This window comes from Methylocaldum sp. (assembly GCF_039794385.1).
In the GTDB taxonomy this organism is placed as follows: domain Bacteria; phylum Pseudomonadota; class Gammaproteobacteria; order Methylococcales; family Methylococcaceae; genus Methylocaldum.
The window spans coordinates 1-14688 of record NZ_JBDIVO010000089.1; the positions used below are offsets into that span (position 1 = coordinate 1).

The 14688-nt window shown below is 57.2% G+C and carries 10 protein-coding genes and 1 tRNA gene; 10 read left to right on the top strand and 1 reads right to left on the bottom strand.

Features of this window, described 5'->3' with window-relative positions; genetic code table 11:
• The first annotated feature begins 44 nt into the window (after window positions 1-44).
• The 10 genes from ABJK70_RS09950 to ABJK70_RS09995 all read left to right on the top strand — a co-directional run bounded on the left by ABJK70_RS09950 (window position 45) and on the right by ABJK70_RS09995 (window position 14411).
• The gene (locus ABJK70_RS09950; protein WP_086134668.1) at window positions 45-431 is read left to right on the top strand and encodes a response regulator; all 387 of its coding nucleotides are present in this window, start codon (window positions 45-47) and stop codon (window positions 429-431) included.
• Complete coding sequence (locus tag ABJK70_RS09955; RefSeq protein ID WP_077730728.1) at window positions 428-1768, top strand: sigma 54-interacting transcriptional regulator; 1341 nt, start codon at window positions 428-430, stop codon at window positions 1766-1768. The genes ABJK70_RS09950 and ABJK70_RS09955 overlap by 4 nt, the downstream gene beginning before the upstream one ends.
• Before the next feature lie 620 nt (window positions 1769-2388).
• A complete protein-coding gene (locus ABJK70_RS09960; RefSeq protein WP_347257909.1) occupies window positions 2389-3789 on the top strand; it encodes a diguanylate cyclase in 1401 nt (466 codons plus the stop codon).
• 301 nt (window positions 3790-4090) lie between these two features.
• The gene (locus tag ABJK70_RS09965; RefSeq protein ID WP_077730726.1) at window positions 4091-4963 is read left to right on the top strand and encodes an HDOD domain-containing protein; all 873 of its coding nucleotides are present in this window, start codon (window positions 4091-4093) and stop codon (window positions 4961-4963) included.
• Between the two features lie 130 nt (window positions 4964-5093).
• Window positions 5094-5900, top strand: a complete 807-nt coding sequence (locus tag ABJK70_RS09970) for a TIGR01458 family HAD-type hydrolase (RefSeq protein ID WP_086134664.1) — start codon at window positions 5094-5096, stop codon at window positions 5898-5900.
• Window positions 5901-5935: 35 nt separating this feature from the next.
• Window positions 5936-7237: a guanine deaminase gene (gene guaD, locus ABJK70_RS09975; RefSeq protein ID WP_156880154.1), complete on the top strand. Its 1302-nt coding sequence runs from the start codon at window positions 5936-5938 to the stop codon at window positions 7235-7237.
• 132 nt (window positions 7238-7369) lie between these two features.
• Complete coding sequence (locus ABJK70_RS09980) at window positions 7370-10510, top strand: cation-transporting P-type ATPase (protein WP_347257910.1); 3141 nt, start codon at window positions 7370-7372, stop codon at window positions 10508-10510.
• Window positions 10507-11694 (top strand): methionine adenosyltransferase, encoded by a 1188-nt coding sequence (metK, locus tag ABJK70_RS09985; RefSeq protein WP_077730722.1) that lies wholly within the window; start codon window positions 10507-10509, stop codon window positions 11692-11694. Before ABJK70_RS09980 ends, metK begins: the two co-directional genes overlap by 4 nt.
• Window positions 11695-11824: 130 nt before the next feature.
• Entirely contained in the window at window positions 11825-12934 is a 1110-nt protein-coding gene (locus tag ABJK70_RS09990; protein ID WP_086134663.1) for a GNAT family N-acetyltransferase/peptidase C39 family protein, read from the top strand.
• Between the two features lies 1 nt (window position 12935).
• Window positions 12936-14411 carry a RimK family protein gene (locus ABJK70_RS09995; RefSeq protein ID WP_077730720.1) on the top strand — a complete coding sequence of 492 codons (1476 nt, stop codon included), beginning with the start codon at window positions 12936-12938 and terminating at the stop codon, window positions 14409-14411.
• 34 nt (window positions 14412-14445) lie between these two features.
• On the opposite strand, the gene ABJK70_RS10000 is transcribed toward ABJK70_RS09995, so the two are convergent.
• Window positions 14446-14521, bottom strand: a tRNA-Thr gene (locus ABJK70_RS10000).
• Between the last annotated feature and the right edge of the window lie 167 nt (window positions 14522-14688).

The following is a 14688-nucleotide window of genomic DNA, read 5'->3' on the forward strand; positions in this document are numbered from 1 at the left end:
AAAAGGAACCCGGTTTCTGGTACGGATACCGTTAAGGGGGGAGCATGATGAAAACAATCCTTGTGGTTGAAAACGATCCGGCACTGAGGATGCTGACGTCGCAGTTGCTGGAACTGGAAGGCTATAAGGTAATCCAGGCGGAAAACGGCCGGCTCGCACTGGAGGCCATCGCGGCCGAACCGCCGGACCTGGTGCTGTGCGATCTTCTGATGCCCGAATTGAACGGTTGGGAGGTCCTGCGCCAGTTGATGCGGAGTCCCGAAACGGCCAACATTCCCCTGGTTTTCCTAACGGCCAGCGCCGCGCCCAGCGAACGGGAAGCCTGTTTGAGCGAGGGCGCCTCCGGCTTCATCATCAAGCCATTTCAACACGCCGAACTGCTGCAGACGATCCGCAGTCTCCTGGTCGGCCCCGCGGGGTCGCAGCCATGAGACAAAGGCCGGAAATCCTGATCGTGGATGACGACCCTGCGCTGCTCAAGCTCCTGGCCATGCGCCTTGACCTCGAAGGCTTTGCCGTCATCGAGGCCGGCAGCGGCGAGGAGGCCCTGGCGAAAACGGCCACCCATCGGCCGAAGCTGGTGATTACCGATGTCCAGATGGGCGGCATGGATGGCCTGACCCTGTTCGACTCCCTGAAGCACATCCATCCGGCCCTGCCGGTCATCATTCTCACCGCCCACGGTTCCGTTTCCCATGCGGTGGACGCCGTACGGCGGGGCGTGTTCGGCTATTTGTCCAAACCGTTCGAGGCCGAGGCCTTGCTGGCCGAAGTGGAGCGAGCCTTGGAGCAGAGCGGGGCGCCCCCCGAATTCGACTGGTCGGACACCATCATCACCCGCAATGCCGGGATGGAAGCCGTGCTCACCGAAGCGCGCATGGTCGCCGCTCAGGATGCCAGCGTACTGATCACCGGGGCCTCCGGCACCGGCAAGGAACTGATGGCAGAGGCCATACACCGCGCCAGTCCCAGAGCGCAGAAACCGTTCATCGCCGTCAATTGCGGTGCGATCCCGGAAAATCTCCTGGAATCGGAACTGTTCGGTCACGTCAAAGGTGCCTTCACCGGCGCCGTCCGCGATCACAAGGGGCTGTTCCTAGCGGCTCAGGGCGGGACGGTCTTCCTGGATGAGATCGGAGACATGCCGCTGCCGCTGCAAGTGAAGCTCCTCCGCGTTCTTCAAGAGCGCACGGTGCGGCCGGTCGGGGCCTTGCAAAGCGTGCCGGTGGACGTGCGGATCGTCTCCGCAACCCATCGCAATCTGGAAAAGGAAATCGCCGAAGGGCGGTTCCGGGAGGATCTGTACTACCGACTGAACGTGGTGAATCTCTGTCTTCCTTCGCTACAGGAGCGGGTCGACGACATTCCGCTGCTCACCCGGCATTTCACGGCGCAACTCGCTCGGAAATACGGCAAGACCATCAACGGCTACGCCCCGGAGGCCATGGACCTGCTGCTGACCTGCCCCTGGCCGGGCAATATCCGGCAACTCCTGAACGTCATCGAAAAAATCGTCGCCCTCGCCACCGTCGAGATCGTACCGGCTTCCCTGGTCCAACGGGCCTTGCAGCGACAGGCCGGCGAGATGGTGTCCCTGGATGACGCCAAGAAGAGCTTCGAGCGGGATTACCTCATCCGCCTGCTCAGAGTGACCCACGGCAATATCACCCATGCCGCGAGGCTCGCGAAGCGCAACCGCAGCGAATTCTATTCGCTGCTGCGCCGGCACAATCTGGAGCCGGGACAGTTCAAGGAAGATTCCGAGTGACCGTTTCCCTGTCCTGAAGAAAGAGGCGCCAAAGGAATTGCGCCTTTTAAGGAACGGTCTGCTCACGTCCGTTCATCGCGGGCTGAAGCCTGCTCCCACCCCGAGCCCCTACTTTTTTGCTACTCCACTGCCGACGAGAATTTCCCGTGCTTTCAGCCAAACAGACTGGCATCGCAAGCAACACGGTTTGTCCGCTGCCTTGGACCCGGCACGGAATTTTTACCCACCCCTGCCCAACAACCGAAATTTCGAATCAAAGCTCATCCATCGTTCTGCGAATACGTAGATATCGACACCGGCCAACCCAACACTGCTCGAAATACCGAACTCCTGTAGGTAATCACAGCCATCTCAAACCGGCGGAAACCGCCGCCATCTCGACCGCGATTCATACCTCTGTATGAGTAGAAATACTTATGGTGTTTCGTACTCGTCATCCCATACTACGGAAATCGGAATATCGCTGGGACGAATGCGGTTCGCTCCGCGTAATCTTTTACGGATACTGGATCGTAGGGATGAAAGGACTATCATTTCCCGTACTAAGCTGGCTTCCTTGGATGGCGGGCCTTTTTGTGCTTATTGCTCCTTCGCTTCCAATACTCGGAAACGAAGGATTTTTGCGTCTTGACGGAGGCGCTTTCGAAAATTTTCAGCTTTTGGGCTTCGTCGGGCCGCTGTCGCTCATCGCATTGCTTGCCATTCTTGGCAAACGCTTCACAAAAACAAGACAAATTCCCCCACCTTCCCGGGAAGATCTCGAAACGATTCTGGAATTGTCACCTGCCGCCATCTGCGTGACTGAAAAGACCAGCCTACGTTGCGTCTATGCCAATCGCGCCGCTTGCGACTTACTCGGCCACCGGTTCGGAGAGCACAGTGAAATCGATGTCGAAGCCGTGATTGTAGAGGACTGCTCCGCTCAACTGTTACGCCTGGACGCGCTGACGTCCGGCGATATCGCGCGAAGCACGCTGAAAGTGAGGCACAAAAACGGAAACATCTTAACGGTCGATGTCAGCGTCCGGACGATCGACGACGGAAAGTTCGTGTGGTCTTTCGCCGATATCACGGAACAGAAAAACACCGAGGAGACACTCCGGAATGAAGTCCGATTCGCCGACGATCTGATAAGAAGTTTGCCCGGCATCTTCTATCTGGCGGACAAGGATGGGCGATTTCTACGCTGGAACGCTAATTTTGAAGAGATGTCCGGTTATTCGGCGGGCGAACTGAAACGTGCACACCCGCTGGATTTCGTTCCCGAAGACGACAAACACGCTTTTGTCGGGGACAATATCATCGAAATGTTCACCTCGGGACGGTCCCTCGCCGAATCGTATTTCCTGACCAAGGACCGGCAGCGAATCCCGTTTTTCTTCACCAGCACAAAAGCCAAACTGGGACAGAGCGATTGCCTTCTGGGTGTAGGCCTCGACATCACCTCGCGCAAAACCGCCGAGGAGCAGATTTACTACCTGGCGCACTATGACGCGCTTACCAGTCTCCCGAACCGGATTCTGTTCAACGACCGAATCAGCCGTACCCTGTCGTTCGCCAGCCGATATGGGCAGCAGTTTGCCGTCCTATTCGTCGATTTGGACTGTTTCAAGGAAATCAACGATACGCACGGACATAATGTGGGAGACCTCGTCCTACAGCAAGCCGCGCTTCGGATATCTCAATCGCTCCGTGAGAGCGACACGGTCGCCCGCATCGGCGGAGATGAATTTCTCGTGCTGCTTCCGGGAATTTCCGGAGCCGAGGAAGCCTGCATCGTCGCGGAAAAAATTCTGAGCGCGGTCGCTCGTCCGATCGAGGTGAATGGCTCGGAGATCGCCGTCTGCTCCAGCATAGGCATCGCGATTTTCCCCATTCACGGCACCGACAACCACAGCCTGGTCAAAGCCGCCGACGAGGCCATGTATTACGCCAAACGGACCGGCAAGAACCGTTATCATCTGAAGCGCGAGACTGCACCGCTAAGCGATTCGACCAAAAAGCTTTATCGGCATTATTGAGGGTCGCCTCTGCCGACCGACGCCAGAGCCTCGGACATGTCGATTCGTCCGGGACTGATTTGATGTCGATTTTTCACGGCTAGCGTTCATTCCAGCCTCCATAAGTCCTTCCCTTCCGCTTATCTCAACGAGCAGGACGGTTTTCTCAGGACGACTACACTTCTACAGTGCCGCCCCACAAGATAAATCAGATCTTTCTAGCCCGAGGGGTTGCGCTATTCGAGCGGAGAGTCCGCTCGAACGCCGCATTTCCGGTAAAAAAATAGTGACGCACCAGCGCCAAGAACATCAGGTTAAACCGATGACTGCCCAAACGCTCGTCAAAGAAGTAAAGACGCTCGCATCCCTGCCCGAAGTGACTCTGAGAGTGACTCAGCTCATGGAGTCTCCCGATTCGACCAATGGCGCGATCGGTGAAGTGATCGTCAACGATCCGGCCTTGACCGCAAGATTGTTGAGATTGGCGAACAGCGCTTTTGCCGGCGTGCCGCACAAGGTCGAAACGGTTTCCCAGGCGATTTCATTACTCGGTAGAGATGCCGTCCGGGATTTGGTGCTGGCGACGTCCGTGGCGAGTACGTTCAGGGGAATTCCGCCGCACTGGGTGGACATGGAACGGTTCTGGCTCAATAGCATCGCCTGCGGCGTCATTGCGCGCTCCTTGGCCTTCCGCTGCCGGATCTTCGAAAATGAACCCCTATTCATAGCCGGACTGCTGCACAAGGTAGGCAGACTGGTCTTCTACTCCTGCCGTCCCGATCAATACCGGAGCGTTCTGGAACTCAGCGAACGCGGCGAAGATGCCATCAACGAGGCGGAACAGCGAATTTTCGGCTTTACTCATGCCGAGCTCGGCGCCGAACTATTGAGAAACTGGAGACTTCCCGAACGCCTGCAAAGGGCCGTGGCACACTATTTAGAGCCCAACAAGGCTCCGGCGGATCATCGAAAAAATGCGGCGCTCATCCACGTGGCCAGCGCCCTGGCCAGCCATATCGAACCCAGCGTGAATCTGGAAGATGTGTTAAGCACCGAAAAAACGGGAGTCGACAAGGGCGCCTGGGAACTGCTCGAACTGTCCTTGGACACGGTCCCTAACATCATTCAAGATGCCTGGATCCAGACCTTCGAGGTTTTCGAAATCATCAAGCCGAGTTTCGCTGTCATACATTGACAGCCTAACGGAGATACGTAGTTTCGCGAATTCGCTTGTCATAGCGCATTCGATCGCCGGTTCTGCAATTGCGGAATGACGCGCAATACCGGACCATAAATGCGAGCGTGGACAACTCCTCCGATATCCCATGAATTCCCAGCGCAGCTCGTCAACCGCCATTTTCTCCAACATCAAAGGCATCCTGCTCGATCTCGACGGCGTGCTATACGTTGGCTCACATACCATCGAAGGCGCTCCGGAAACCGTAAGACGTATCCGCGCAGCGGGTTATCCGCTTCGTGTCATCACCAATACCAGCACTCGGTCGCTGGCTTCGCTGCACGACAAACTGGTGAAACTGGGGTTCGACATCGAATTCAATGAAATTCTGAGTGCCCCGCAGGCGGTTCTGCGCTACCTGAAACAACGTGGCTCCCGGCCTTGCACTCTGTTACTGGCCGAAGACGTAAAACGCGACTTCGCCGATATCGCCGAAGCGGACATCGAGCAGGCGGACTATATCGTCCTTGGCGATATCGGCGAAAACTGGTCTTACAACTTGCTCAACCGAGTATTTAACCGACTGATGCAGGGTGCCAAGCTCGTCGCCGTCCACAAGAATCGATTCTGGCAAACCGAAACGGGACTTAGAATGGATATCGGCGGGTTCGTCGCGGCGCTCGAGTATTGCAGCGGCGTCGAAGCCACGGTAATGGGAAAACCGTCTCCGGATTTCTACCGGATAGCGCTGCAGGATATGGGCCTGAGAGCCGAAGAAACAGCCATCGTAGGCGACGATATCGATTTCGATATCGGCGGTGGCCAAAAAGCCGGGATGACCGGAATATTGGTCAAAACCGGCAAGTATCGGGAAAGTTATGTGAACGCCTCATCGATTCGGCCCGACAAGATCATCGATTCCGTCAACGAATTGCCGGCGCTGTTGGGTCTCTAATAGACATCACGAGGCAAAGAATCGATACGCCAGCGATGACCGATACGATACACGCCGGCACGGTCGCCCATTTGAGGGGCGATCCGTTTGCCGGAGAAAACACTCTGGAAATCATCGAGCGAGGCGCGTTGGCGATAGACCCATCGGGCCGAGTTGCCTTGCTCGGAGAACGCGATGCCGTGCTCGACGCCTTTCCGGAGAGCGAGCTTGTCGACCATGGCGATGCTTGGCTCATCCCCGGCCTGATCGATGCACATCTGCATTTCCCTCAGTTCTACGCGACCGCCGGATTCGGAAACGGTTTGCTGGACTGGCTGGAGAACACCGTCTATCCGGCCGAGGCTCGCTTTGCCGACGAATCCTTTGCCAGGGCGGCGGCGGAACAATTCATCGAGCGCCTGTTAACCTGCGGAACGACCACCGCCATGGTGTTCGGCTCTCAGTTCTACGACGCAAACCTCGCACTATTCGAGGCGGCCGAACGATCCGGCATTCGCCTGATTGCCGGCATGACCTTGATGGACCGGAACGCACCGCCGATGCTGCTGCAAACGGCGGAACAGTCTGTCAATTCGATCGAAAAGCTCATCGGATTGTGCCGGCACGCCCCACGGCTCCACTATGCCGTTACGCCCAGGTTCGCGCTGTCGTGCTCACCCGAGTTGCTGGAGCTGTGCGGTTCGCTGCTGAGAAGCCACCCGGAAAGCTACCTCCAGACCCACATCAACGAAACGCGCGAAGAAATTGCCGCGGTGCGTACCGCATTCCCCCAAAGGCGGGACTACCTGGACGTTTACGATAGCTTCGGGCTCATCACCGAACGCACGGTGCTGGCGCACAGTATCTACACCACGGAACCGGAAATGGATCGGATGGCCGAGACGGACTGCACCGTGTGCCACTGCCCCACCAGCAATTCCTATCTCGGGAGCGGCTTGTTTCCGTTACGGCGACATTTACGGCGCGGCATTCGAGTGGCGCTGGGCACGGATATCGGTGCCGGTACGCAGTTCTCCGTGTGGCGGGAACTGTCCGAAACTTATAAAGTGCAGCAGTTGCAGGACTTCTGCTTGGATGCCGGCCGGTTGCTCTATCTCGCGACCCTGGGCGGGGCAAAGGCACTCGGGCTTGAGAGTGAAGCGGGAAACTTCGAGCCGGGCAAGAGCGCCGATTTTTTCGTGCTCGATTACGAAGAAGACCAATACCTCGCTGCCCGACTAAGTCGCTGCGAAAACGCCGTAGAGCAGCTGTTCTGCCTATTGCAACTGGCGGATGAGCGTCACATAGCGTCGACCTTCGTTCATGGGCATATGGCTGCATCCCGTAACGGATCGTAGCCGCAGGGTCACATTTTGGTAACCACGCTAAGGTAAGCTCATTTTTGACGTCCGAGACCGGATACGCAGAAGCATAGTAACTTTTCATCGCGACAGGTGCCCGTCATCCCCCGTCGCGGAACGGCTTTTCCGATGAAAGATACGTTCGATCAAAGCGCCCGCCGCCAAAATCATTCCTCCCATTCGAGCCCTGTCGGACCGATCTTGATCACGCTTGCCCATCGCGGGGCTCCCGGGCGAATCCGGGTCAAGGTTCGTGGACTCTATCGCTCGGAAATCATGAAGAAGGCGCTTGAAGAACTTCCGGCCAAGAGCCGGTGGCTCGACTCGGTCAGCGCCAATCCGCTTACCGGAAGCGCCTTGGTCCGGTTCAGACTGGATCTGCCGATTGCCCTCATCATCGACGAGCTCGAACTTTGTGCCCGTAGACACTGGAAAACCAATGCCGCGATCGGCGGACCCCGGACGAAAGTCGGACACCAGGGCACGAGGCACTCCAATGCGCTCAAGATCGGCTTTTGGAAAGCCCGGCGGGCTGCTTTTGGAAAACCGCCACTCCAAATCGTCGAGAATCCGGATTTAGAGGCCCCCTCCCGCAAGCGAGTCTGGCACGCAATCGAGGACGAAGAGGTGCTGACGGCACTGGGGTCCGGACCGGACGGCTTGACCGGAAAGCTTGCCGCGGCGCGTCTTCTTCGTCACGGACCGAATACCTTGAGCCAGCAAAAACCCCGCTCGGCCATAGCGATGTTTGCGGGACAACTCATGAGTCCGCCGGTCGCGTTGCTCGGCGTGTCGGCGGTGATTTCCATCGCCACCGGAGGCGTCGCGGATGCTCTAGCCATCCTGAGCGTCGTGTTGATCAATGCCGGCATCGGCTATTTCACCGAAAGTGAAGCGGAAAAAATCATCGGTTCGCTGGCCAAGCTGACACCAACCCGGGCGCTTGCCATTCGGGATGGGGAGAAGACGGAAATAGCGGTCGAAAACGTCGTGCCCGGCGACATTCTGGTGCTCGAGCCGGGATCGTTTGTAGCGGCAGACGCACGTCTGATCGCCAGCAACCGGTTGACTGTCGACGAATCGGCGCTGACCGGCGAAAGCCTCCCCGTCGGCAAACACCACAACTATCTGGCTCCTGCGGACGCCCCTCTGGCCGATCGCAAGAATATGGTTCATCGCGGCACCGTCGTCACCGGCGGCAGCGGGACGGCCGTAGCGGTGTCGACCGGCCGCCACACCGAAATCGGCGTGATCCAATCCCTGGTTGGATCGGTCAAACCGCCGGAGACGCCGTTGCAGCGCCAATTGGACCGTATGGGCACCCAGCTCGCGCTGTTTTCGGGCGGTATCTGCGCGGCGATGTTCGGCCTCGGCCTGCTGCGCGGGTTCGCCTGGCTGCAAATGTTGAAGTCCTCGATATCTCTGGCCGTCGCGGCCGTTCCGGAAGGCTTGCCGGCGGTGGCGACCACCACCCTGGCCCTCGGCATACGGCGAATGCAGCGCCACCACGTGCTGGTCCGTCAGCTGCCCGCCGTGGAAAGCCTCGGTTCGGTGAGGACCCTTTGCCTCGATAAAACCGGCACGCTGACCGAGAACCGGATGCGGGCCGTCACGATCGAAATGCCTGCAATCTCCGTCACTCGCACGAACGGCAGGTTGCTGATGAACGGAGAATCGTTCGATCTGGCCGAGCAGAGAGATCTCGAACGCTTGCTTCAGATCGTGTGCCTGTGCAGCGAAGTCAAGCTGGTCGAAAACGGCAGCGGGCGCCAGCTCGACGGAACGCCGACCGAGTCGGCTTTGGTGGAGATCGCACTGGACGCGGGCGAGGACGTCAAGGCATTGCGGGCGCGGCATCCGCTCGTCAAGACGGTACATCGGGCGGAGGATCGTCCGTATATGGTCACCGTTCACAAGAACACTGATGGAAAACACTTGGTCGCGGTCAAGGGCAGTCCGACCGACGTGCTCGGGCTGTGCACGTACGGGCTCCGCGACGGCGAGTACGTAGAGCTTGACGAAACGCAGTGTGCGGCGATCATGACACAGAACGAAGGCTTGGCCGGCCGCGCGTTGAGGGTTCTGGGCGTCGCCTTCGGATATTCCGAAGATATTGGCACCGCATCCGTAAGCCAAAACCTGGTCTGGCTAGGATTGATAGGGATGGAAGACACGGTCCGCCCCGGGATGGCCGAACTCATGGCCAAATTCCATGGAGCCGGAATCAATACCGTAATGATTACTGGCGATCAGAGCGCCACAGCCTTCTCCGTCGGCAAACGCTTGGGGCTGAACGGCGTTAAGGCTCTCGAAATCATCGACTCCACCAGCCTGGACAAACTCGACCCCGACCTGCTCGCGGGCATCGTGAATGATACGACAGTGTTCGCGCGGGTCAGCCCGGCGCACAAGCTCCGCATCGTCCAGGCGCTTCAAAAGGCCGGACACGTCGTAGCGATGACCGGCGACGGCGTCAACGACGGCCCTGCTTTAAAGGCAGCCGACGTGGGCGTGGCGCTTGGCGGTGGGGGCGCCGAGGTGGCGCGGTCCGTCGCCGACATCGTTCTGGAAGACGACAATCTGCACACCATGATCGCTGCCGTTGAGCAGGGACGAACGATTTACTTGAACATCCGAAAGAGCCTGCATTTCCTGCTTTCCAGCAACTTGAGCGAAGTCGAGATCATGCTGATCGGCACGGCGCTTGGTGCCGGCGAAGTGCTGAACCCGATCCAACTGCTGTGGATCAACCTATTGACCGACATCCTGCCCGGCCTCGGATTGGCGCTCGAGCCGCCCGAGCAGGACGTGCTGAAACAGGCGCCCCGCAGCCCAACCGAGCCAATCATCCGCCGCTCCGATGCCGCCAGATTGATGCGTGAATCACTGCTTCTCTCCGGCGGCGCCATGGCTGTTTACGGATATAGCGTTGCCCGGTATGGCTTGGGGCCAAAAGCGGGCACCGGCGCCTTTATGACTATCACGCTCGGTCAGTTGCTCCACGCCATCAGTTGCCGGTCCGAGCGCACCGGCGTGTTCGATAGGGAGAAACGGCCAACCAACCGGCTATTGAGTGCGGCTTTGTTCGGTTCAGCCGCTCTTCAAATCGGCGCGGCCTTTTTGCCTCCGTTGCGCAATTTGCTCCGACTTTCGCCCATCGGCGCCCTCGATTGGGTCGCGATCGGGGCCGGAGCAACCACGCCGTTTTTAATCAATGAGGGGATTAAACGGTTAAAAACCGACTCGCAACAAAAGGAGCGGCGATCATGAAAAAGAGCTTTTTGTTCACTTCGGAATCGGTGGCCGAAGGGCACCCCGATCGGTTATGCGACACCATCAGCGACGCGATTGTTGACCGGTTTCTCCAGCAGGATCCTTACTCTCATATCGTGACCGAATGCGCCTTGTCGAAAGGAATCGTGTTCGTCGCCGCCCGCTTTGCTTCGAAAGCGACCGTGGACATTCCGGATCTGGCGCGGCAGGTTGTCGGCGCGGTCGGTTATCGCAAGGAAGATTTCAACGCCGCCGAATGCACCGTGGTCACCAGCCTTATGGCGCAACCTCTCGATCAACGGTATGAATGGGACGAGCGGGAATTGACCGACAAGGAGCTCGACCGAATCACCGTCCGCAATCAAATCACTCAGTTCGGTTTCGCCTGCAATCAAACGACCGAGCTGATGCCGTTTCCGATTACCATGGCCAACCGCTTGGCCCGGCAACTGACCGTGGCGCGCGAGAACAAAACCGTTTCCTACTTATCGCCCGACTGTACCACGCAGGTCGGCGTGGAATTCGAAAGCGGCAGACCGAACAGGATTCACAGCATTACCCTGATCGCGGGGCCTCATGGGGGCGATCAAATCGACGCAGCCCAGCTTCGCGCCGATCTTCTCGACCACGTTATCAATCCCGCTTTTGCGAACGAATCGATTCGGCCGGACGATCAGACAGACATCTTCATCAATCCGCGCGGCACTTTCCCGAAAAGCGGCCCCGCCGCACACTCGGGCATGACCGGACGAAAGACAGCGAGTGATACCTACGGCGGTTACGCGCGGCATTCCGGATCGGCCTTGTCCGGCAAAGACCCCTGCCGTATCGACCGCGTCGGCGCCTATGCCGCACGCTACGCCGCCAAAAACGTTGTAGCGGCCGGGCTCGCCGACGAATGCGAAGTCCAGCTGAGCTACACGATCGGGCAGTCCAGGCCGGTCAGCATTCAAGTGTCGGCATTCGGTACCGGCAGCGTCGACGAAAATACGATCAAGAACAGACTCGAAGAATGCATCGATTTCCGGCTAGGAGCGATCATCCGGAAATTCGGACTTCGCTACTTGCCCGCGCAATACAAAGGGATGTTTTACCGGATGCTACCGGCACACGGCCACATGGGCGCGTCATTCACCGAACTGCCTTGGGAACGCATTGATATCGAGAGCAAGCTCCGCTGATCGGCATCAGACAAGCGCAGGCTTGTTCCCGCGCTTGACCCCGCGAGCACAATGCCCACCTATTTTCGGGTAAGATGTCGGCATACAACTGCCTAGTATCTTTTCCGACACCTATCCCCCACTACCGTTGATGATTCGCGCAGCCAACTTGGACGATCTGGACGCCCTCGTTCGGATCGAAGACCGATGTTTCGATACGGACCGTATTTCCCGGCGCAACTTCCGGTATCTCCTTACCAAGGCGAATGCGGCGACCCTCGTGGATGATCATGAAGGGGTGATTCGCGGATATTCGATGGTGCTATTCCATACCGGCACCTCGCTGGCGCGCCTGTATTCCTACGCGGTCGACCCGCCGTATCGCAGCCAGGGCATAGGCCGGACTCTGGTAATAGCCTCCGAAGAATTGGCCCTGGACCGCGAATGCGTGACCTTGCGGCTCGAAGTTCGGCGCGATAATCGACCTTCGATCAAACTGTTTGAAAATCTCGGCTATCGTTATCTGGAAAGCGTTCCCGACTACTACGAAGACCACGCCTCGGCCTTGCGGTTCGAGAAAATGCTGGCACCTCATTTGAATCCGGAACTGGCTCGGGTGCCGTATTACCAGCAGACTCTCGATTTCACCTGCGGTCCGGCATCCCTGATGATGGCCATGAAGACCCTGCAATCCGATGTAGAGCTGGACCGAAAACTCGAGTTGCGGCTATGGCGCGAATCGACCACTGTTTTCATGACCTCCGGGCACGGCGGGTGCGGGCCTTATGGACTCGCGCTTTCGGCGTTTCACCGCGGGTTCGATGTCGAGGTTTATGTCAATGATGAAGGCGCACTTTTCATTACCTCGGTACGTGATCCAGAGAAACGGGTGGTGATGCAGGTCGTACAGGAGGATTTTTTGGATGAACTGAAAAGACTACCGGTCAAGATCGTGTATGCCGCCCTCAACTGCAATGAGTTGCAGGAAAAAATGGAGCAAGGCGGCATACCGGTTGTGCTGATCAGTTCCTATCGTCTTTATCAGGAAAAGTTTCCCCACTGGATCGTGGTGACAGGCTTCGACGAACATTATTTTTACGTGCACGATCCCTATGTCGATTATTCAGCCGGAAAGACAGCCACCGACTGCATCAACATGCCCATTCTCAAGACCGATTTTCAACGCATGGCCCGCTACGGAAAAACCGGACAAAAGTCTGTACTGATCCTTCGCAAATCAAAGTCGCGCCGGCGCCACTGATATGTCCGTCCACATCGTCGTTGTCGAGAGTCTAAAGGACTGGCAGCCGGACTATCCGCGCGTGCCCGTGGTTGCAGCCTGCGATTATTTATCGAAGGCCGAGTACCTGAAAACGAAGGATGTCCGCGTCATCAATTTGTGCCGCAGTTATCGTTACTTAAGCATGGGGTATTTTTGCTCTTTGCTGGCAGAGCCGCGCAGCCATCGGGTCATTCCGACCGTGAGAACCCTCACCAGCCTCAGCAGTAAATCCATTTACAGCCTTAACATCGAGGATCTCAACGGCATAATCCAGAAACGCTTCAAGAAGCGCGAGAGCAAAATCGATGAGACCTTCGAGCTTCCGATTTTTTTCGGTCGCTGCGAAGATCCGAATATGCAGGACCTTTCCCGGCAGATCTTCGATCTATTTCAATGTCCGTTGCTTAAAGTCGAGTTCCGCTATCAAGGCAAGTGGCATATAGACACCGTAAAGCCGATGCACCTCACGAGCTCGATGTGCGAACCGAACCGGCAACTTTTCATCGACGGACTGAACAGCTACCTCGCGAAACCATGGCGGAGGCCCCGCGCCAGGAGCACGTCGCGCTATGATCTGGCGGTGCTGCGTAATCCCGCCGAGAACATGCCGCCTTCCAATGCCGGCGCTTTGCAAAAGCTCGTCAAAGCCGGAAAAAAACAAGGGGTCGATGTCGAACTGATCGAGAAGAGAGATTACGAGCGCTTGGCGGAATACGACGCTCTATTTATTCGCGAAACCACCAATATTGATCACTACACCTATCGCTTCGCGAGAAAAGCGCAGATTGAAGGCATGGTGGTCATAGATGATCCCGATTCCATCCTGAAGTGCGCCAACAAGGTCTATTTGGCCGAACTAATGGACGCGCACCACATTCCCACACCGAAAAGCAAAATTCTCCAAAAGGGGCACGTCGAATCGATGAATGGCAACATCGGCTACCCCGTCGTCCTTAAGATCCCGGACGGCTCGTTTTCTCGGGGCGTATACAAAGCCGATGACGAGCGTGAATTTAGAACACTTTCGCAAAAACTGTTCAAGGAATCCGATCTGATCCTCGCCCAAGAATTCGTTTATACGTCGTTCGACTGGAGAGTGGGCATACTCAATGGACAACCCTTGTTCGCCTGCCAGTACTACATGTCTCGTGCGCATTGGCAAGTCGTCAGGCACCGATCGTCCGGGAAGGCCGTAGAGGGAAACTTTCGGACTTTACCAATCGAAGAGACCCCTAGCGCTGTCGTCGATACCGCGCTGGCCATCGCCAAACTGATCGGGGACGGTCTTTACGGAGTCGATCTCAAACAAACCGAGAACGGTGTCTACGTGATCGAAATTAACGATAACCCGAACATCGATGCCGGCATCGAGGATCACGTCCTCGGTGACAGACTCTATCAAATCATCATCGGCGAATTCGTACGCCGCTTAGATATCCGTCGCGAGAGCCGCTGAGCGATACCCGGATTCAAGGCAATGGATAGCGAAATGGAGCTGGCGAGAGGATTCGAACCCCCGACCGGCTGATTACAAATCAGCTGCTCTACCGACTGAGCTACGCCAGCAATGGATATGGATAAAACGGCATAAATTATATCACTAGAAGCCGGAAAGGAGTTGAAGGTTGTCTTCAGTTCATTCTGGCTCTGTAGTGAGTAAAATTTAGGTAAATTACCGGCTGGTACATTTTCGGCGCTAGCGTGGGCATCATTCGGAAGCATTTAGCCGGTAA